The 19,529-nt window shown below is 46.3% G+C and carries 17 protein-coding genes; all 17 read left to right on the forward strand.

Going from position 1 to position 19,529, the window contains the following annotated elements; translation table 11 throughout:
• Nucleotides 1–270: 270 nt before the first annotated feature.
• The 17 genes from QZX97_RS05875 to QZX97_RS05955 all read left to right on the forward strand — a co-directional run bounded on the left by QZX97_RS05875 (nucleotide 271) and on the right by QZX97_RS05955 (nucleotide 19,524).
• Nucleotides 271–732, forward strand: coding sequence for a GNAT family N-acetyltransferase (locus QZX97_RS05875; RefSeq protein ID WP_295655338.1), 462 nt, complete (start codon nucleotides 271–273; stop codon nucleotides 730–732).
• 528 nt (nucleotides 733–1,260) lie between these two features.
• Complete coding sequence (mraZ, locus tag QZX97_RS05880; RefSeq protein ID WP_295655340.1) at nucleotides 1,261–1,728, forward strand: division/cell wall cluster transcriptional repressor MraZ; 468 nt, start codon at nucleotides 1,261–1,263, stop codon at nucleotides 1,726–1,728.
• Nucleotides 1,721–2,623, forward strand: coding sequence for a 16S rRNA (cytosine(1402)-N(4))-methyltransferase RsmH (rsmH, locus tag QZX97_RS05885; RefSeq protein WP_295655342.1), 903 nt, complete (start codon nucleotides 1,721–1,723; stop codon nucleotides 2,621–2,623). Before mraZ ends, rsmH begins: the two co-directional genes overlap by 8 nt.
• Before the next feature lie 13 nt (nucleotides 2,624–2,636).
• Entirely contained in the window at nucleotides 2,637–3,035 is a 399-nt protein-coding gene (locus QZX97_RS05890; RefSeq protein WP_295655344.1) for an FtsL-like putative cell division protein, read from the forward strand.
• Nucleotides 3,032–5,161, forward strand: a complete 2,130-nt coding sequence (locus QZX97_RS05895; protein ID WP_295655346.1) for a penicillin-binding protein — start codon at nucleotides 3,032–3,034, stop codon at nucleotides 5,159–5,161. The genes QZX97_RS05890 and QZX97_RS05895 overlap by 4 nt, the downstream gene beginning before the upstream one ends.
• The gene (locus tag QZX97_RS05900) at nucleotides 5,158–6,615 is read left to right on the forward strand and encodes a UDP-N-acetylmuramoyl-L-alanyl-D-glutamate--2,6-diaminopimelate ligase (RefSeq protein WP_295655348.1); all 1,458 of its coding nucleotides are present in this window, start codon (nucleotides 5,158–5,160) and stop codon (nucleotides 6,613–6,615) included. Before QZX97_RS05895 ends, QZX97_RS05900 begins: the two co-directional genes overlap by 4 nt.
• 44 nt (nucleotides 6,616–6,659) lie before the next feature.
• Complete coding sequence (locus QZX97_RS05905; RefSeq protein ID WP_295655349.1) at nucleotides 6,660–7,013, forward strand: four helix bundle protein; 354 nt, start codon at nucleotides 6,660–6,662, stop codon at nucleotides 7,011–7,013.
• A gap of 102 nt (nucleotides 7,014–7,115) precedes the next feature.
• Complete coding sequence (mraY, locus tag QZX97_RS05910) at nucleotides 7,116–8,357, forward strand: phospho-N-acetylmuramoyl-pentapeptide-transferase (RefSeq protein WP_295655351.1); 1,242 nt, start codon at nucleotides 7,116–7,118, stop codon at nucleotides 8,355–8,357.
• Between the two features lie 4 nt (nucleotides 8,358–8,361).
• Entirely contained in the window at nucleotides 8,362–9,744 is a 1,383-nt protein-coding gene (gene murD / locus QZX97_RS05915) for a UDP-N-acetylmuramoyl-L-alanine--D-glutamate ligase (RefSeq protein ID WP_295655353.1), read from the forward strand.
• Between the two features lie 109 nt (nucleotides 9,745–9,853).
• Nucleotides 9,854–11,011 (forward strand): FtsW/RodA/SpoVE family cell cycle protein, encoded by a 1,158-nt coding sequence (locus tag QZX97_RS05920; protein ID WP_295655610.1) that lies wholly within the window; start codon nucleotides 9,854–9,856, stop codon nucleotides 11,009–11,011.
• Nucleotides 11,012–11,130: 119 nt separating this feature from the next.
• Nucleotides 11,131–12,234: an undecaprenyldiphospho-muramoylpentapeptide beta-N-acetylglucosaminyltransferase gene (gene murG, locus QZX97_RS05925; RefSeq protein WP_295655355.1), complete on the forward strand. Its 1,104-nt coding sequence runs from the start codon at nucleotides 11,131–11,133 to the stop codon at nucleotides 12,232–12,234.
• A gap of 45 nt (nucleotides 12,235–12,279) precedes the next feature.
• Nucleotides 12,280–13,635 (forward strand): UDP-N-acetylmuramate--L-alanine ligase, encoded by a 1,356-nt coding sequence (murC, locus tag QZX97_RS05930; protein ID WP_295655357.1) that lies wholly within the window; start codon nucleotides 12,280–12,282, stop codon nucleotides 13,633–13,635.
• A complete protein-coding gene (locus QZX97_RS05935) occupies nucleotides 13,628–14,494 on the forward strand; it encodes a cell division protein FtsQ (RefSeq protein WP_295655358.1) in 867 nt (288 codons plus the stop codon). The genes murC and QZX97_RS05935 overlap by 8 nt, the downstream gene beginning before the upstream one ends.
• A 1-nt stretch (nucleotide 14,495) precedes the next feature.
• Nucleotides 14,496–15,839, forward strand: coding sequence for a cell division protein FtsA (gene ftsA, locus QZX97_RS05940; RefSeq protein WP_295655360.1), 1,344 nt, complete (start codon nucleotides 14,496–14,498; stop codon nucleotides 15,837–15,839).
• Between the two features lie 126 nt (nucleotides 15,840–15,965).
• The gene (ftsZ, locus tag QZX97_RS05945; RefSeq protein ID WP_295655362.1) at nucleotides 15,966–17,570 is read left to right on the forward strand and encodes a cell division protein FtsZ; all 1,605 of its coding nucleotides are present in this window, start codon (nucleotides 15,966–15,968) and stop codon (nucleotides 17,568–17,570) included.
• Nucleotides 17,571–17,712: 142 nt separating this feature from the next.
• On the forward strand, nucleotides 17,713–18,954 hold the full coding sequence (locus tag QZX97_RS05950; RefSeq protein WP_295655364.1) for an aminotransferase class I/II-fold pyridoxal phosphate-dependent enzyme: 1,242 nt from the start codon (nucleotides 17,713–17,715) through the stop codon (nucleotides 18,952–18,954).
• A 393-nt stretch (nucleotides 18,955–19,347) separates the two neighbouring features.
• Nucleotides 19,348–19,524, forward strand: coding sequence for a histone H1 (locus QZX97_RS05955; RefSeq protein ID WP_295655365.1), 177 nt, complete (start codon nucleotides 19,348–19,350; stop codon nucleotides 19,522–19,524).
• Nucleotides 19,525–19,529: the final 5 nt, after the last annotated feature.

Consider the following 19,529-nt stretch of genomic DNA (forward strand, 5'->3'; position numbering starts at 1 on the left):
ATTCGGGCTCGTGTTGCCACCTTAATCCTTCCAGATATCCAATACAGGCTTCCTGAGTTGAAAATCTCGTAAATACTTCACTTACATTCATTTGCATAAATATACAAAAATTAAATGTCTATTCATGGGCTATTACTCTCTCGAGAGGGGCAGGGGGTGTGTCCTTTTGCGCCTCTCGTTTCGCCAAATTGCTCAAACCATAGCGATGGGTTTCATACCCATCGCTTTACGGATTGAAAAAGTACTATTTTTGACCAACAAAACAACCCTATGCCCGCAAACCTTACCATACGCCCCGTTACCCCCGCCGATTACCAGCAATGGCTGCCCTTATGGGATGGCTATAACGAATTTTATGGCCGATCCGGCGATACCGCCTTACCCCTCGAAATCACCCAAACCACCTGGTCGCGCTTTTTGGATGCCGGTGAACCCGTACACGCCCTCGTAGCCGAAAGCGAAGGCCAACTCGTCGGCCTGGTACATTATATTTTCCACCGTACCACAACATCCATTGCGCCAACCTGCTACCTGCAGGATCTGTTCACCACCCAGGCCACCCGAGGCAAAGGTGTAGGCCGCGCGCTTATCAATGCCGTATACCAAAAAGCAAAACAGGCTGGTTCAGCCCGCGTATATTGGTTAACCCACCATACCAATACCACCGCCATGCAGCTATATGATAAAGTCGCCGAACATTCCGGTTTTGTGGTGTACAGGAAGATGATGTGATAAACACAGGTGCCCGCGTTAGCGATTGTAGCGGAAAGCCCGGAGTCCCAACCCTTCGTCGGGACGAGGACTTGTAACGAAAAGCGCGGCCCGCAGGGAACGCCCAAATTATCGTCTTCAGTTTGATATTTGCCTCAAACAATCAATTCCCCAAACCGGCTGCCCGCTGCAGGCCAAGAGAGGGTCGACAAGCGCAGCGATGTCGGGGTGAGTCAATCCCGCCATCCGCCCAACCATTTCCCCCAAAAATGCCCCGTCAGGGGCTACCCACCCACCATTCATCCCCCGCAAATAAGAAACAAACCACTCACCCAATCAACCACTCATCCAATCAAACCATTCCTATCCTAACCCTCTGATAACCAAAATTCACCCTCTGTCGCAATACGCAAATCGCCATACGCACATCACCCCCAAGTGGTAAACCTTAACAAATTTTCGTTTGTTGAAAACTTTTAGTGGGAAAAAGTGGTAGAAAGTGGAAATAGTATTTACTTTTACGTTACAAATAGTAGAGAACCGTTAGGTATGTCCCAATTTTTAGGTGAATTTGATTGTAAACTGGATTCCAAACTGCGGATGATGATCCCTGTTGGCCTCAAAAAGCAGCTTCCCGAAGCTGACGCTGAGGGCCTTGTCATCAATCGTGGCTTTGAGAAACACCTCGTCATTTACACCCGGAAGGAGTGGAACAAGATTGTCGACGACCTGAGCAAGCTTAACCAATACGAAAAAAAGACCCGCGAGTTCATCCGCTACTTTACCCGCGGCGCGTCCGAACTCTCGCTCGATTCTGCCGGCCGCGTGCTGTTACCTAAAACACTGTTGGAATATGCAGGTATCGATGCCGATGTGGTATTATCCTGCCAGTTCAACAAAATTGAGGTTTGGGCCAAAGCGGCATACGATTCGCAACTGGATAACGAACCCGAGAACTTCGCCAATCTGGCCGAAGAGGTAATGGGCAACAAAGGAAAGGGGGAGCAAAATGGCTGAATACCATAACCCCGTAATGCTTGCAGAGTGTATCGAGGGTTTAGCCATTAAGCCTTCCGGGAAATATATCGACGTAACTTTTGGCGGCGGTGGCCACTCCAAAGAAATATTAGGACACTTAGGTAAGAATGGATTGCTGGTCGCTTTCGACCAGGATGTAGATGCGCAGCGCAATATCATTCATGATGACCGCTTTGTCTTTGTCGACCAGAATTTCCGCTACCTTAAAAACTTTAGCCGCCTGCACGGCGCTGTTCCTGCTGATGGTATCCTGGCCGATCTCGGCGTATCGTCGCACCAGTTCGACCAGGCCGACCGCGGTTTTTCTACCCGCTTTGATGCCGAACTGGATATGCGCATGGACCAATCGGCTACACTAACGGCAAAACAGGTAGTGAACACTTACGATGAAGCCACGCTCCACAAAATATTCGGCATTTACGGCGAAATACAAAACGCCAAATCGTTGGCGCGTACCATCGTAACCGCGCGCTTAAACGCGCCCATTAATACCATTGCCGATTTAAAAACCGCTATAGCGGGACTCATCCCACGCGGAAAAGAAAACAAATACCTGGCCCAGGTTTTTCAGGCGCTGCGCATCGAGGTAAACCAGGAGTTGGAAGCCTTGCAGGATTTTTTAATGCAAACCGCCGATGTATTGGCGGTAGGGGGCAGGCTGGTGGTGATGAGCTACCATTCGCTCGAAGACAGGCTTGTGAAAAACTTCATCGCCAAAGGCAAATTCAGCGGCGAACTGGAAAAAGATATTTACGGTAACGATAACCGCCCTTTCGATGCGGTAAGCCGCAAGGCCATCACAGCGTCGGACGAGGAGATAAAAACAAACAACAGGGCACGCAGTGCCAAACTAAGGATAGCAGTTAAACGATAAAAGCGTAAAAAGTATGACAAACCGATTGCGTGAAAATATTGAGGTAGCCGACGAGGAGCCAGTTGTAGCCGAGAAGAAGCAGGTAAAAGAAATACCCGACAACTTTTTTACCCAATTGTTTACCAAAGGCATCATCTCTACCGATACAGCTACCAAGGCATTGCCTTTTATTTTATATCTGGCCTTTTTGGGCATGCTGTACATAGCCAACATGCACCTGGCCGAAAAAAATATCAGGCTGATTGATAAACTGGGTAAAGAAGTAAAAGAACTGAACTGGGACTATAAAACCACCAAAGCCGAACTGGCCTTTAAGAGCACCTTAAGCGAGGTGGAAAAACGGGCAGATACGCTCGGCATTAAAGCCTCGGTACAGCCGCCACAAAAATTAACAATAGAAGAAGACAAATGAGTATCAGAACAAATATATTGCTGCGGGTGTACCTGGCATTTGGCCTGATACTGGTCTTTGCCATCGCCGTTATTGTACAGCTGTACCGTGTGCAGTTTGTGCAGGGCAAAAAATGGCGCTCCATGGCCGATAGCCTCACCACCCAGTACAAAAACATCGAAGCAGCGCGTGGCAACATCTTTTCGGTGGATGGCAGTTTGCTGGCCACATCCGTACCCGAGTATGATTTGCACATGGACATGCTGGCTGGTGGCATCGCCGATGACCATGTGTTTTACGAAAAGGTCGACTCGCTGGCGTTCAAAATGGCGCAGTTTTATGGCGATAAATCGGCTTCCGAGTACTCACGCATATTCCGCGAAGCACGCAAGGATAGTTCGCGCTATCAGTTGATCCATAAAAACGTTTCCTTTAAAGATTTAAAGACGATACGCACTTTCCCCATTTTTAATATGGGAAAGAACAATGGCGGCTTATGCGTGGAGCCACACAACAAAAGGATTTTGCCTTTCCGCACATTGGCGCAACGTACCATTGGGTATAAAAACGAAAACGTTAAAAACCCCGTAGGCCTCGAAGGTGCTTACGCCGACTATATCAACGGCGAAAATGGCAAACGCCTTATGCAGCGCGTGGCCGGCGGCGTATGGGTACCGGTAAATAATGGTGTTAATGAAGAGATAGCCGCTAAAGATGGCGCCGATATCATATCCACCCTCGACGTAAACCTGCAGGATGTGGCCCAGGCCGCCCTGAAAGACCAATTGATAAAAAGCCAGGCCGACCACGGCTGCGTGGTGCTGATGGAAGTAGCCACAGGCGAAATTCGCGCCATAGCCAACTTTACCCATACCAAAGACGGCGATTATAAAGAGGAACTGAACTACGCCATCAGCGATGCCGCCGACCCCGGCTCAACATTCAAGCTGGCTACCTATATGACGGCTTTCGACCAGCATAAAATTGATACCAACACCGTAGTGAATGTGGATGGCGGCAGATTCAAGGTGCCAAAAGGCCCGACCATTAGCGACGTGGAGCACGACAACTATGCCATGACAGCCAAAAAAGCCTTCGAAGAATCATCCAACGTGGCAGCGGCCAAATTTGTGTACGAGCATTATTACGATAACCCGCAACAGTTTACCGATAAGATATACAGCTATCACCTCAACGAAAGGCTCGGCCTGCAAATTCCCGGAGAAGGCAGTCCGCTCATCAGAAATCCGCACAGCAAAGGATGGAACATTAATTACTCCCTGCCCGAAATGGCTTACGGTTACGAAATGAAGATGACGCCCCTGCAAATGCTCACCTTCTATAACTCGGTGGCCAACAACGGTAAAATGATCGCGCCCATTTTTGTGAAAGAGATCCGCCGCCTCGGCAATACCGTCGAGCAATTCCACGCCCGCGTCATTAACGAGAAGGTATGTTCGGATGCCACTTTAGGTAAGATGAAAGCCCTGCTCGAAGGTGTGGTTACCGAAGGTACCGCCAAAAATGTATTGACCAGTAAGTTATATACGGTAGCCGGCAAAACAGGCACCGCGCAAATAGCCAATGGTACACATGGTTATGGTAACAAAGCCGGTGGTGGCGGTGGCACAACATACCAGGCATCGTTCTGCGGGTATTTCCCGGCCAATCATCCCAAATATTCCATGATTGTGGTGGTCAACAATCCCAAAACTATTTACCTGGCGGCATTGGTGGCCGGTCCGGTTTTCAAAACCATTGCCGACAAAGTATACAGCAGCGATTTGGATATCAACCAAGGCAACAACATCCGCTTTGTAGGCAACACCCAACCGCCAAAAGCAAAAACCGGCGATACAAAAGCGATACAACAGGTATATACCAAATTGGGTATCAAACCGCTATACGCCTCCAATAATGTTACCTCGGCCGTTGATACCAGCGGCGGCTTACCATACGATGAGGCCACCTATAAAAAAGGCACTGTGCCCAACGTAACCGGCATGGGCCTGAGCGATGCCCTGTACATTATGGGCAACGCGGGTTATAAAGTAACTGCCCGGGGCAGTGGCGTAGTAAAAAAACAATCGGTAACGGGCGGAAGCATGATTCCCCGCGGCTCAAAAATATTGATAGAACTGGAATGAGGTATTTAAGCGACATATTGAACGGCATACCCGCAAGCGAATTGCAGGGCAGTCCCGATGTGGAAATTGTTTCCATCGCTTCCGATTCGCGTAAAGTGGTTCCCGGTTCGCTGTTCATCGCCGTAAGGGGTACATTGGTGGATGGTCATAACTTTATCGAAACCGCCATAAAAAGCGGTGCGGTTGCCATTATTTGCGAAGAACTGCCCGCCCACTTAACCGGCGAAGTATCCTTCATTATGGTTGCCGATTCCGCCGTGGCCCTGGGTCTGCTCGCCTCCAATTTTTACGACAGGCCCTCATCAAAACTAAAATTGGTGGGCGTTACCGGTACAAACGGCAAAACTACCGTGGCTACCTTATTGTACCAACTCTTCCGCGACCTGGGTTATAAATGCGGCCTCCTGTCAACCGTCGAAAATCAAATTAATGGCGAGGTCATCCCCGCCACCCATACCACGCCCGACCCGATCGAACTGAACCGCCTGCTCGACGATATGGTAGCCAAAGGCTGCGATTATTGCTTTATGGAAGTCAGCTCGCACGCCGTGGTGCAGCACCGTATCGATGGTTTAACCTTTTCGGGAGGCATCTTCACCAACATCACGCACGACCATCTCGACTATCATAAAACTTTCGATAACTACTTAAAAGCCAAGAAAGGCTTTTTCGATGCATTGCCGAAAAATGCCTTCGCCCTCACCAATATTGATGACCGCAATGGCGAGGTAATGCTGCAAAACACCAAAGCCCACAAAAAAAGCTACGCCCTGAAAAGCATGGCCGACTACCGCGCAAAAATATTAGAGAATCAATTCGGCGGCCTGCTGCTGCAGATAAACAACGAAGAGGTTTGGTTTAAAATGGTAGGCAGCTTTAATGCCTACAACTTGCTGGCCGTTTACGCTGCCGCAATGCTGCTCGACCAGGATAAAGCCAAAGTACTCACCTCGCTCAGCAAACTAAAGGGCGCCGAAGGCAGGTTCGACTATTTCATTTCGCCCGACAAGGTGATTGGTATTGTGGATTACGCCCACACACCTGACGCTGTTCAAAATGTATTGAGCACCATCCACAACATCCGTAAAGGCAACGAGAAAGTAATTACCATAATAGGTTGCGGCGGCGACAGGGATAAAACCAAACGCCCCGTAATGGCCAAAGTAGCCTGCGAATGGAGCGACAAAGTGATATTGACATCAGACAATCCCCGCTCGGAGGACCCGGCTCAAATTATTAAGGATATGGAGGCCGGCGTGGGCCCCTCACAACAAAAAAAGACCATCAGCATAACCGACAGGCGCGAGGCCATAAAAACCGCCTGCCATTTGGCGGCGCCAGGCGATATTATCCTGCTTGCAGGTAAAGGACATGAGAAGTATCAGGAAGTAAAAGGAGTCCGCACCCATTTTGATGACAAAGAAGAATTGATAAAAGCATTTGCAAATGTGTAAATGTGCGGATGTGCAAATGAAGAAGACAATAAAGGATAAAATAAATGAATGATAAGCCAAACTTGATAGTTGACCTGACATTTAAGTTCGCTTTAAACATTATAGAGTTTACTGAAGAGCTTGAATCCAGAAGAAAGTTTAACATGGCTAATCAACTATTCAAATGCGGCACATCAATAGGGGCGAACATAAGAGAAGCACAAGGTGCGGAAAGTAAAACCGATTTTGTACATAAATGTAAAATAGCATATAAGGAAGCAGAGGAATCAGAGTACTGGTTGCAATTATGCCAATTCTCAAAAAATTATCCCTTTGAAGAAGCATTATTAATTGAAGTAGAAAATATTAAAAAGGTGTTGGGCAAAATCATTTCAACATCAAAAAATAAAACGAGTTGAGAACGACATTAAAACATAAAAAGCATCTGCACATCTGCAAATCTACTCATTTGCATATTCAGGCATTTGCACATTTACACATTTACACATACGCACATTAGCATGTTGTACTATCTGTTTAATTACTTAGACCACAATTTTAACGTACCCGGTGCAGGTGTGTTCCAGTACATTACTTTTCGTACGGCCATGGCGGTGGTTACCTCCTTGTTCATCACAACGGTTTATGGCCGCAGGCTGATTGATTATCTGCATGCAAAACAAGTTGGCGAAACGGTGCGTAATTTAGGTTTGGAAGGCCAGATGCAAAAACAAGGCACCCCAACCATGGGCGGTCTCATTATCCTGCTGGGTATTTTGGTACCGACTTTACTTTTTGCCAAGTTGGATAACGTCTACGTTATTTTGATGATTATCACTACCGTATGGCTCGGTTTTATTGGTTTTCTTGACGATTACATCAAAGTTTTCAAAAAAAATAAAGAAGGCCTTGCCGGTAAGTTCAAGGTGATTGGTCAGGTTGGTTTAGCGGTTATCATCGGCTGGACAATGTACTTTAGCCCCGATATCGTTATCCGCCAGGAAGTGAAGCTGCCTTTAAAATACGATTTGCCGGTTTCTTATCACCTGCGTGGTAATCACGAGGTTTTGACCCAGGAGTACAAATCCACCAAAACCACCATGCCTTTCTACAAAAACAACGAGTTCGATTACGCCAAGGTACTCAAATTTGTAGGTGCCAAAACCGACCATTACTCGCTCATTGTTTTTATGGTCTTCGTTATCGGTATCGTAACTTTTATCTCCAACGGCGCCAACCTCACCGATGGTATTGACGGACTTGCAACGGGCACTTCCGCTATTATCGGGGTAACGCTGGCTGTTTTGGCCTATGTATCGGGTAACACCGTTATTGCCGATTACCTCAACATCATGTACATCCCCAACTCGGGCGAACTGGTGGTGTTCATGGGTTCCTTCGTTGGAGCATGTGTAGGTTTTTTATGGTACAACTCGTACCCCGCACAAGTTTTTATGGGCGATACCGGTAGCCTCGCCATCGGCGGCATCATCGCGGCCTTCGCCATCATGATACGTAAAGAACTGATGATACCTCTCCTCTGCGGCATTTTCGTTATCGAGAATGTTTCGGTAATGATGCAGGTATCCTGGTTTAAATATACCCGCAAACGTTTCGGAACTGGCAGGCGCATTTTTTTAATGGCGCCCCTGCACCATCACTTCCAAAAGAAAGGCTTTCACGAAGCAAAAATCGTAACCCGCTTCTGGATCGTGGGTATCATACTGGCCGTACTAACTATTGCAACATTGAAATTGAGATAATTAAATGGACCAAAATACACACATAACATCACCACAAACCACTCCAAAGGGGGGCAGGTTGGTTGTGCTCGGCGCAGGCGAAAGCGGCGTTGGTGCGGCTTACCTCGCCAAACAGCAGGGGTATGATGTTTTTGTGTCCGATTTTGGCACCATTGCCGATAAATACAAAGCGCAGCTGAACGACTGGGGCATCCGCTACGAAGAGCAGCAGCATACCGAAGCCGAAATATTAAAAGCCGTCGAGGTGGTAAAAAGCCCTGGTATCCCCGAAAAGGCACCCATCATAAAAAAACTGAAAGAGAATAACATCTCCGTCATCTCCGAAATCGAGTTTGCCGGCCGCTATACCAATGCCAAAACCATTTGCATCACCGGCTCCAATGGTAAAACCACTACCACCAGTTTAACTTACCATATCCTTAGTCATGCAGGAGTTAACGTTGGCTTGGCAGGCAATATCGGCAAAAGCTTTGCCTACCAGGTGGCTACACAAAAGTTCGATTGGTATGTGCTCGAGATCAGCAGTTTTATGTTGGATGATATGTACAAATTCAGGGCCGATATCGCCGTGCTGCTCAACATCACGCCCGACCACCTCGACCGCTACGAATATAAAATGGAAAACTACGCGGCCTCCAAGTTCCGCGTAACGCAAAATCAAACCGGCGCCGACTATTTCATCTACTGTGCCGACGACCCCGAAACCATCAAAGGCATGGCCGAACGCACTTTTAACGCACAACTATTACCATTCTCCATCGAAAAAAAAGTGGAACCTGGGGCATACCTCGATCACGACCAAATCATTATAAACACCTCACCTTTAGCACATTTAAAAATGTCATTAACAGAGCTGGCCCTGCAGGGTAAACACAACATTTACAACTCAATGGCCTCGGGTATAGTCGCCAAAATACTCGAGTTGCGCAACGACACCATACGCGAAAGTATGGGCAGCATGCACAACATTGAGCACCGGTTGGAGTTCGTCGCGAATATCTCGGGTATCCGCTTCATCAACGACTCCAAGGCCACCAATGTCAACTCCACCTGGTACGCCCTCGAAAGCATGAGTACCGAAGTGGTATTGATTTTAGGGGGTGTGGACAAGGGTAACGATTACTCGATGTTGAAAGAATTGGTAAAGCAAAAAGTAAAAGCCATTGTTTGTCTCGGTAAAGACAATAAGCGCATCCACGAAGCTTTTGATGACGATGTAGAGGTGATCGTCAACACAACTTCGGCTTCCGAAGCGGCTCTGGTGGCTTTCCATCTCGCCAAAAAAGGCGACACAGTATTATTATCACCCGCCTGCGCCAGTTTCGACCTGTTCAAAAACTACGAAGACCGCGGCAACCAATTTAAACAAGCAGTAAAAGAATTGTAAATGTGCAGATGTGCAAATGAGTAAATGTGCAAATGAATAAAAAAGATAATCAGCGAAATCACAGGAATCAAATTATTCAGCGGTCATGGAAATAGCAGCAAAACGATATATGGACAACATTCTGAGCAAAACCCGCGGCGACCGCTGGATTTGGCTCATCGTTATTTTGCTGTCTGTTATTTCGATGCTCTCGGTATACAGCGCTATCGGTACCCTGGCCTACAAACAAGGCCGCATACCCGAGTCCATATTAATGAAACACTTCGCCATGATATTGGGCGGCATCGGCCTCATGTACATTTCGCATAAGCTCGACTACCGTTATTATGCCGGTATATCCAAGCTGTTGATGTACATCACCATCCCACTGTTGTTGTACACCCTGGTATTTGGCAGCCGCATTAACGATGCCAGCCGTTGGATAGCCATCCCCGGCACAGGCTTAAGTTTCCAGTCTTCCGATTTGGCAAAACTGGCCTTGATAACCTATCTCGCCCGTTTGCTTTCGCGCAAGCAGGAAAACATAAAGGATGTTAAAGAGTCATTCGTCCCCATCATGGGTTCGGTTTGCGTGGTTTTTGTATTGATAGCCCTGGCCAATCTTTCAACCGCTTTAATGCTGTTTGGTGTAAGTATTTTGCTGCTTATTATTGGCCGCGTTAGCATTAAACAAATATCTATTGTATGTTTGGCCGGTGCCGTTTTATTGGTTGGCATTGTTTTCTTCGGTCCGCGCAAGTCTACGTACGCCTCCCGTATGCATACCTTCCTGCACCACGAAAAAGCCAGTACTGATAAAACTTTCCAGTCCGACCATGCCAAAATAGCCATCGCAACCGGCGGCATCCTGGGTAAAGGCATCGGCAAAAGCACCGAAATCAACTACCTGCCCGAAGCTTATTCCGATGAGATATACGCCATCATTGTGGAGCAAACCGGCTTGATAGGAGGGGTAATACTCATCTTTTTATACCTGTTTTTGCTATACCGATGTGTAAAAATTGTAACCAAAGCGCCAAAAGCCTTTGGCGCCTTACTGGCGGCGGGTTTAAGTTTTAGTTTAACCATACAGGCATTTGCCAACATGGCTATCGCTACAGGCATGGGTCCGGTATCGGGTGTGCCGCTGCCGCTGGTGAGTATGGGTGGTACCTCTATACTGTTTACCAGCATAGCCTTCGGCATTATCCTGTCGGTAAGCAAGGATAACGACGAAACACAAAAAGTAGTGGTAGGAGAGATAACCGACAATGTGCAAATGGCATAATGTGCAGATATGCAAATGAAGAACAAATAAAAGAAATCAGCGAAATCACAAGAATCAATAAAAATCAGCGGTCAACAATCAGCGAAATCAAGTAAATCAAAAATAATCAACGGTCAACAATGGCAAAAAAAATAATCATAAGCGGTGGCGGAACAGGAGGACATATCTTCCCGGCTATTGCTATTGCCAATGCCCTCAAACGTCTCGACCCTGCTACCGAGATACTCTTCGTCGGTGCCAACGGCCGTATGGAGATGGACAAAGTGCCCGCTGCCGGCTACAAAATTATTGGTTTGGATATCCAGGGCATACAGCGTAAGTCCATCATCAAAAACCTGATGTTCCCGGTTAAGTTGTACAACAGTGTGCGCAAGGCGCTCGCCATCATTAAAGATTTTAAACCCGACGCCGCGGTAGGTGTTGGCGGTTACGCCTCGGGCCCTTTATTATACGCGGCTTCTATGCGTGGCATACCCACCTTGATACAGGAGCAGAACTCCTATGCCGGCATCACCAATAAATGGCTGGGCAAAAAGGCCAATAAAATTTGTGTGGCTTTTGATGGCATGGATAATTTTTTCCCGGCCGATAAAATCATTAAAACAGGCAACCCTATCAGGCGCGAATCGGTGGATATTGCCGGCAAACGCATACAAGCACTGGAGCTGTTAAAGCTATCTGCCCATAAAAAAACCATACTCATTACGGGCGGGAGCCTGGGCGCCGGTACATTAAACAAAGCTGCGCTGGCTGGTCTCGATAAAATAATAGGCGCCGATGTACAGCTGATATGGCAAACAGGTAAGTTCTATTATAAAGGCATCATTGAAAAGCTGGGGCCCGATTATCACCCCAATATCTGTGTGCTCGAGTTTTTAAACCGCATGGATTTGGCCTACGCCGCTGCCGATGTCATTATCTCGCGCGCAGGTGCAGGTACCATTGCCGAACTGTGCATGGTTAAAAAGCCGGTCATTCTGGTGCCCTCGCCAAATGTGGCTGAGGACCATCAAACCAAAAATGCCCTGGCTTTGCTGCAAACCAACGCCGCAGTTTTTGTTGCCGACCGCGATGCCGAAGAAAAACTGATTGACAAAGCCTTAGAGCTTTTAAAAGATAAAGAATTACAAAAAGAACTGAGCAATAACATCGGCAAACTGGCTATGCCCAATGCTGATGAGGTTATTGCGAAAGAGGTTATCCAAATAACAAATAACAATTAAAGCTAAGCCCCCTCATCCAAAAGGGGGGCTTTTTAAAACAAAAAAATGGAGTTACGCAATATAAAACGGGTTTATTTGGTAGGTATCGGGGGCATTGGTATGAGCGGCCTTGCGCGGTACTTTCACCACATGGGCTGCGCTGTTTGCGGATACGATAAAACATCCACTCACTTAACCGATGAGCTGCAGCACGAAGGCATGCCCATTGTGTTTGAGGATAAAGTGGAACTGATACCGGCCGAGTTTCATCAGCCGGATAGCGCTACGCTCATTATTTATACCCCGGCCATCCCTAAGGATTCGCTGATTCTTAACTTTTTTAAAGATAAAGGTTTCGACCTCCAAAAGCGTTCGCAGGTATTGGGCATCATCAGCAAGGGCATGTTTGCCATCGCTGTTGCCGGTACACACGGTAAAACTACCACGTCGAGCATGATAGCGCATATCCTCAAGGCTGCCGGTAAAGATTGCTCGGCATTTTTGGGCGGCATCGCGTCAAACTATAACAGCAACGTGCTGTTTGGTAAAAGTAATATCGTAGTGGTCGAGGCCGATGAGTACGACCGTTCGTTCCTGACTTTACATCCTGATATCGCCATTATCACTTCCATGGATGCCGACCACCTCGACATTTACGGCGACCACGCGCACCTCACCGATTCGTTCAAACAATTCGCATCGCAGTTAAAGCCGGGCGGTAAACTCATCCGCAAAAAAAACCTGCCCTTAACCGATGGTATCAGCTATTCTATTAAAGATGAAGCCGATGCAATGGCCCAAAACGTGAGGATTGAAAACGGTTCTTTCTGGTTCGATTTCAAAAATGCTGATGTGAGTATTAAAGACATCGAACTAGGCATACCCGGCACACATAATGTGGAGAATGCTACAGCCGCTACGCAGGCAGCTTTGTACGCAGGCGTCAGTGCCGCCGATATTAAGGCTGCGCTTACTTCGTTCCGTGGGGTAAAGCGCAGGTTCGAATACATTGTTAAAACCGACAAACACATCTATATCGACGATTACGCGCACCACCCCGAAGAGCTTCGCGCTTGTATATCGTCGGTAAAAAAACTATATCCCGATAAAAAACTGACTACCATATTCCAGCCGCACCTGTTTACCCGCACCCGCGATTTTGCCGATGGCTTTGCCGAGGTTTTGGCAATGAGCGATGAACTGATATTGCTGGATATTTACCCTGCCCGCGAACTGCCTATTGAAGGTGTGGATTCGGATATGATTTTGGGCCGCGTAAAAATGTTGAATAAACGCAAATGTGGAAAAAAGGAAGTGGTTGATTTAGTGAAACTTGAGCAGCCTGAACTACTTTTGACAGTAGGCGCGGGCGATATTGATACATTGGTTGAACCCTTAAAACAAGTTTTGACAAATGTTTAAAAAACCCATTTGGAGGTACATTTTGATTGGATTTGCATGGGTAACCTGCATCAGTGGCCTTGTTGTGCTGATGAGTTTTATCGAGGTAAAGAAGAACAGCGTTGTATGCTCAAAAGTGGTCATCTATATTCCGGGCAACCAGTATTTTATCGATAAAGACGAAGTAGACCATATTTTAGGTGTTACCGATAACGGTTTGGTGGGATTGAAACTGGAAAATATCAACATTCACGCCCTCGAAAACAAGTTGAAGGCCAACCCTTTTATTGAGTTTGCCAAGGTTTATAATGATATGGATGGGGTAATTACGGTCGAAATCAGCCAGCGCCAGCCCATCCTGCGGGTGATGAACCGTTTCGACCAGGATTTTTATATCGACCAGCACGGGTTAAAAATACCCTTGTCCGATAATTTTACCGCGAAGGTATTGGTGGCCAATGGCTTTGTCGATGAATTGTTCACCAACCGTGTCGATTCCCTGCATACCGATATCGCGCAGCAACTGTTCCGCACCGCCGATTTTATCCGCAAGGATTCGCTTTGGAGCGCGCAAATTGTGCAGATATACGTCAACCAGGACCACGAACTGGAGCTGATACCGCGCGTAGGCAACCACCGCATATTGCTCGGCAATTCCGATTCGCTGAAGGTGAAGTTTGATAACCTGCTGGCTTTTTACAAACAGGCATTGCCGCAAGTGGGGCAGGATACTTATAAAACCATTAACCTCAAGTATACCAACCAGGTGGTGGGCATTAAAAACGAAAATTTAAAAACAGATACGGCAAAGGTAAAACCCAAAGCCGACAGTGTTAAAAAAGCTAATAACAATACAAATACAACATTAACGAATCATTGATATGGACAAGGCTTCACCAAACGAAAAAAGTTCGCCTATTGTAGTAGGTTTAGACATCGGTACTACAAAAATCTGCGCCATTGTAGGGCGTAGAAGTAAAAACGGCAAAATAGAGGTATTAGGCATCGGCAAGGCCGAGTCTGCCGGCGTAACGCGCGGCATGGTATCTAATATTGATAAAACCGTACAAGGCATAACGGCAGCGGTTGATATCGCCGGCACACAGTCAAATGTCGAAATCAAGGTGGTGAATGTTGGCATAGCCGGCCAGCACATCAAAAGCCTGCAGCACCGTGGCTTGATAACCCGCGGGCGCGAGCTCACTACCGAAATTTCCCGCAAGGATATCGAGAAACTCGTGGAAGATATGTACAACCTCGTAATGCCTCCTGGCGAAGAGATTATCCATGTGTTGCCGCAAGAGTTTACAGTAGATAACGAACCGGGTATAAAAGACCCTATAGGTATGGCCGGTGTTCGCCTCGAAGCCAACTTCCATATCATTTCGGGCCAGGTAACCGCCATCAAAAACATTGTAAAATGCGTGAACAAGGCCGGTCTCGAAAGCCAGGACCTGATACTCGAGCCATTGGCATCGTCCGAATCTGTTTTAAGTGAAGAAGAAAAAGAAGCAGGTGTGGTATTGGTGGATATCGGTGGTGGTACTACCGATGTGGCTATTTTCCATGAAGGTATCATCCGCCATACTTCGGTTATCCCTTTCGGTGGTAATAGCATCACCGAAGATATCCGCGAAGGCTGCTCGGTAATGCGTAACATAGCCGAGCAACTAAAAGTGCGTTTTGGTTCTGCTTTGGCCGATGAGAACAAGGATAACGAGATTGTTTGTGTACCCGGTTTACGTGGCCGCGAACCCAAAGAAATATCGGTGAAGAACCTGGCCTACGTGATACAGGCCCGTATGGAAGAAATTGTAGAACATGTTTACTACGAAATCAAAACATCGGGTTACGAAAAGAAACTGATCGGTGGTATCGTCATCACCGGTGGCGGCGCGCAGCTAAAACACCTGCCGCAATTGGTGGAATATGTTACCGGCCTCGATTGCCGCGTGGGTTACCCTAACGAGCACCTGGCCAAAAACGAAGTACTGCCAAAAGGCACTTACGAAGATTTGCAAAGCCCTATGTTTGCTACTGGTATCGGTTTATTGATAAAAGGTATCCAAAAAATGGAAGATATGCTGCAACCCGTACACATCGAAACCAAGGTGGAAAAACCTAAGTTTTCGGAAGATAAAAAGTTCGGTTTGTTTGGTAAAATATTGGAGTCGGGAAGGAAATTTATTAAGGATGATATCAAGGATGAGGACTTTTTGAAGTAGTTTTCAACAAAGGGCAAATTCTCCACATTATACACAGTTGTGGATAAACATTGTGGAAAAAGAGCTAATATTACATGAGTTAAAATCTGATTTATCGTCAATCACATATAACTGAATATAAAGATTATGCAGTTCGAGATGTTAAAAGAAAAGTCGTCTATCATCAAAGTAATTGGTGTAGGCGGTGGTGGGGGCAATGCTGTAAACCACATGTACAAGCAAGGCATTACAGGTGTCGATTTCATTATCTGTAATACCGATGCTCAGGCATTGGAGTTAAGCCCTATACCCAACAAGGTACAACTGGGTGCCAGTTTAACCGAAGGAATGGGCGCGGGCTCTATCCCCGAAGTAGGAAAAAATTCAGCGATTGAAAACATCGACGATATCAAACGCATGCTGGGTTCAAACACCAAAATGTTGTTTATAACAGCAGGTATGGGTGGTGGCACAGGTACCGGCGCAAGCCCTATCATTGCCAAAGCAGCCCGCGAAATGGACATCCTCACCGTAGGTATCATCACTACGCCCTTCTCGTTCGAAGGAAAACGCCGTAAAATGCAGGCCGAAGAAGGTTTGGAGGAATTTAAAAAACATGTGGATTCTTTCCTCGTCATCTCCAACGACCGCCTGCGCGAAATATTTGGAAACTTAACCTTAGGCTCGGCATTTGCCCAGGCCGATAACATATTGACCACGGCCGCCAAAGGCATCGCCGAAATCATTACATTGCCCGGCTATATCAACGTTGATTTTAAAGATGTGCGCACTGTAATGAAAGACAGCGGCGTAGCCATCATGGGCAGCTTTTCTGCCGAAGGCGATAACCGCGCACTGAAAGCCGTTGAAGGCGCTTTGTCATCACCATTGTTAAAGGATAATGAAATTGAAGGTGCACGTTACATCCTGTTGAACATTACTTCCGGCGAAAAGGAAGTAACCATGGATGAAGTAAGCATCATTACCGACTTTATCCAACAGGAAGCCGGTTTAGCTGCTGACTTAATTTGGGGTAACTGCCGCGACGAAAGTTTGGAAGAAAAACTCACCGTTACCATCATAGCCACAGGTTTCCAAACCAAAGATGAGCGCGAAAAAGAGCAAAGCACCAAAAAGGTGGTTTCGATGTTGGAACCTGAGAAACCATTTGTAAGGCCGGTAAACGAGTTTATCACCATCCCTAAACAGGAAGATGAACCGAACGAAATGTACATCAAAGGCGCAAAAGAAGAACAAAAACAAACAGGTTTGTTCGACCTTTTCGCTAAAGCGGATGATACTCCACCGGCTATAAAGAAAATGCCATTGTTTGAAGAAGAGCCCGAAGAAGGCATGGAAGTTTCCGAAATGCCGGAGATGACTTTCAAACTATCGGAGCCCGAAGTTTCGTTTAAACTCGAAGCCGAAGAAGAATATCCCGAAATGATTGTTGATCCAAAACCTGCTCCCGTGGTTGGCGCCGATGACCATAAAACAGATGATTCAATTGAGGAGCAGTTACGCAAATCGCGCGAGCGCATCATGAGGCTAAAAGACCTGAGCATGAAACTGCGCAACGGCGGTATCCAGGAGCTCGAAAATGTACCTGCCTACAAACGTAAAGAAATAGCGCTGCAGGATACGCCCTCATCATCCGAAAGCCAGATATCAAGGTTCAGCTTATTAACCGACGAGGACGGCAAAACGGAGATAAGGAACAACAATTCCTTTCTGCATGATAATGTAGACTAACCGTTAAAACTTTTATCAAAACCCTTTGTAGTATAACAAAGGGTTTTTTCGTTATAACCTATTATAAAAAGTTATACCTATTTGTAAATCCTACGCTTAACTGTTATCTTTGAGGCTAATGCCAAAATAAAAAAGTACTGATTTGGATCTGTTTAAAAAAATATCAAAAAACATGGGCCCCTTGGGCCAGCACCAGAAATGGGCACATGGTTACTTCTCGTTTCCCCGCCTGGAAGGTGATATTGCGGCCCACATGCAATTTATGGGCAAAGAACACCTGGTTTGGAGTTTAAATAACTATTTGGGCCTTGCCAACCACCCCGAAGTTCGTGAGGCGGATGCCCGGGCTGCCGCCGATTACGGTATGGCTTATCCTATGGGCGCTCGTATGATGTCTGGCAACTCGGTACATCATGAATCATTGGAGAAAAAGCTCGCTGCCTTTGTTGGTAAAGAAGATGCTTTTCTATTGAATTATGGCTATCAGGGCATGGTATCTATTATCGACACCTTGGTGGATCGTAATGATGTCATCATCTATGATGCCGAATCGCATGCCTGCATTGTCGATGGTGTTCGCCTGCACATGGGTAAACGCTTTGTTTACGTACATAACGATATTGAAAGCTGCGAAAAGCAGTTGGAGCGCGCCACTAAAATGGTTGCCGAAACCGGCGGCGCTATCCTGGTGATAACTGAAGGTGTTTTCGGTATGTCGGGTGCTATGGGTAAACTAAAAGAAATCATCGCGCTAAAAGATAAATACGATTTCCGCCTGCTTATCGACGATGCACATGGTTTTGGTACCATGGGCAAAACCGGCGCAGGCACACACGAGCAGCAAAACTGTATTGATGGTGTGGATATCTATTTCGGTACTTTCGCCAAATCAATGGCCGGCATAGGCGCATTCGTTGCCTCTACCGAAGAAATAGTGAACTACCTGCGCTATAACATGCGCTCGCAAACTTTTGCCAAAGCATTGCCAATGCCAATGGTAATCGGTTTGCACAAACGTTTCGAACTGTTGAAATCAAGCCCAGAACTGCGCGAAAAACTTTGGGAAATAGCCAAAGCGTTGCAAGATGGTTTAAAAGCCCGCGGCTTTGATACCGGCGTAACCGACACCATGGTAACCCCGGTATTCCTTAAAGGCGACCTGAATGAGGCCACCGCCTTAACTATGGACCTGCGCAAAAACTATGGCATATTCTGCTCTATTGTAATGTACCCGGTTATCCCGAAAGGTTTGATTCAACTGCGTTTGATACCAACTGCCGTACACTCGCTCGAAGACGTGGAGCGTACCCTTACCGCCTTTACCGAAGTGGGCGAAAAACTGCAATCCGGCTATTACCGCGAACAAAAGGTGGCTTACGCCTGATAAACATAAAACTTATTTTAAACGACCGTTGAAGCATCATCGGTCGTTTTTTTTGCAATGTATTTTGTCAGTATTAATAACTATTTATTAATTAAAAATTAATTGATTTTTGTATTAAAAAACACGTATTTTCTGTAGTTGTTGCAAGTGTGGCAAATAGTTTTTGTATTACAATGGTATACTTCGGTATTTGGTAGATTAAATAGGTATTTTGTGATATTTTAAGTTAATTAATAATATATTATTTTTTGTTTAAATGCGCAAGAATGTGGAAAAAAACCGCCTTCAAGGCGTTATTTTGTGCTTTAAATGTTTTTTTTTGACGAAAAAACATTTTACATTAGCAATAGTTTAAAACAATTTTAACCTCATTATTAAAAGGAGTAACTTACAATGACAAAATTCAACGAAGTAAAGGCACTGATCGCTTCATTAGAAGGTGATGCCGACAAGTTCTACAACAAAGGTAACAGTGCTGCTGGAACCCGTGTTCGTAAAGGAATGCAAGATTTGAAAAACCTGGCTCAGGCTATCCGTCTGGAAGTACAAGAATCAAAAAACGCTAAATAATTGGT

Origin of the sequence: uncultured Mucilaginibacter sp. (genome assembly GCF_903893715.1) — a bacterium.
GTDB lineage: Bacteria > Bacteroidota > Bacteroidia > Sphingobacteriales > Sphingobacteriaceae > Mucilaginibacter.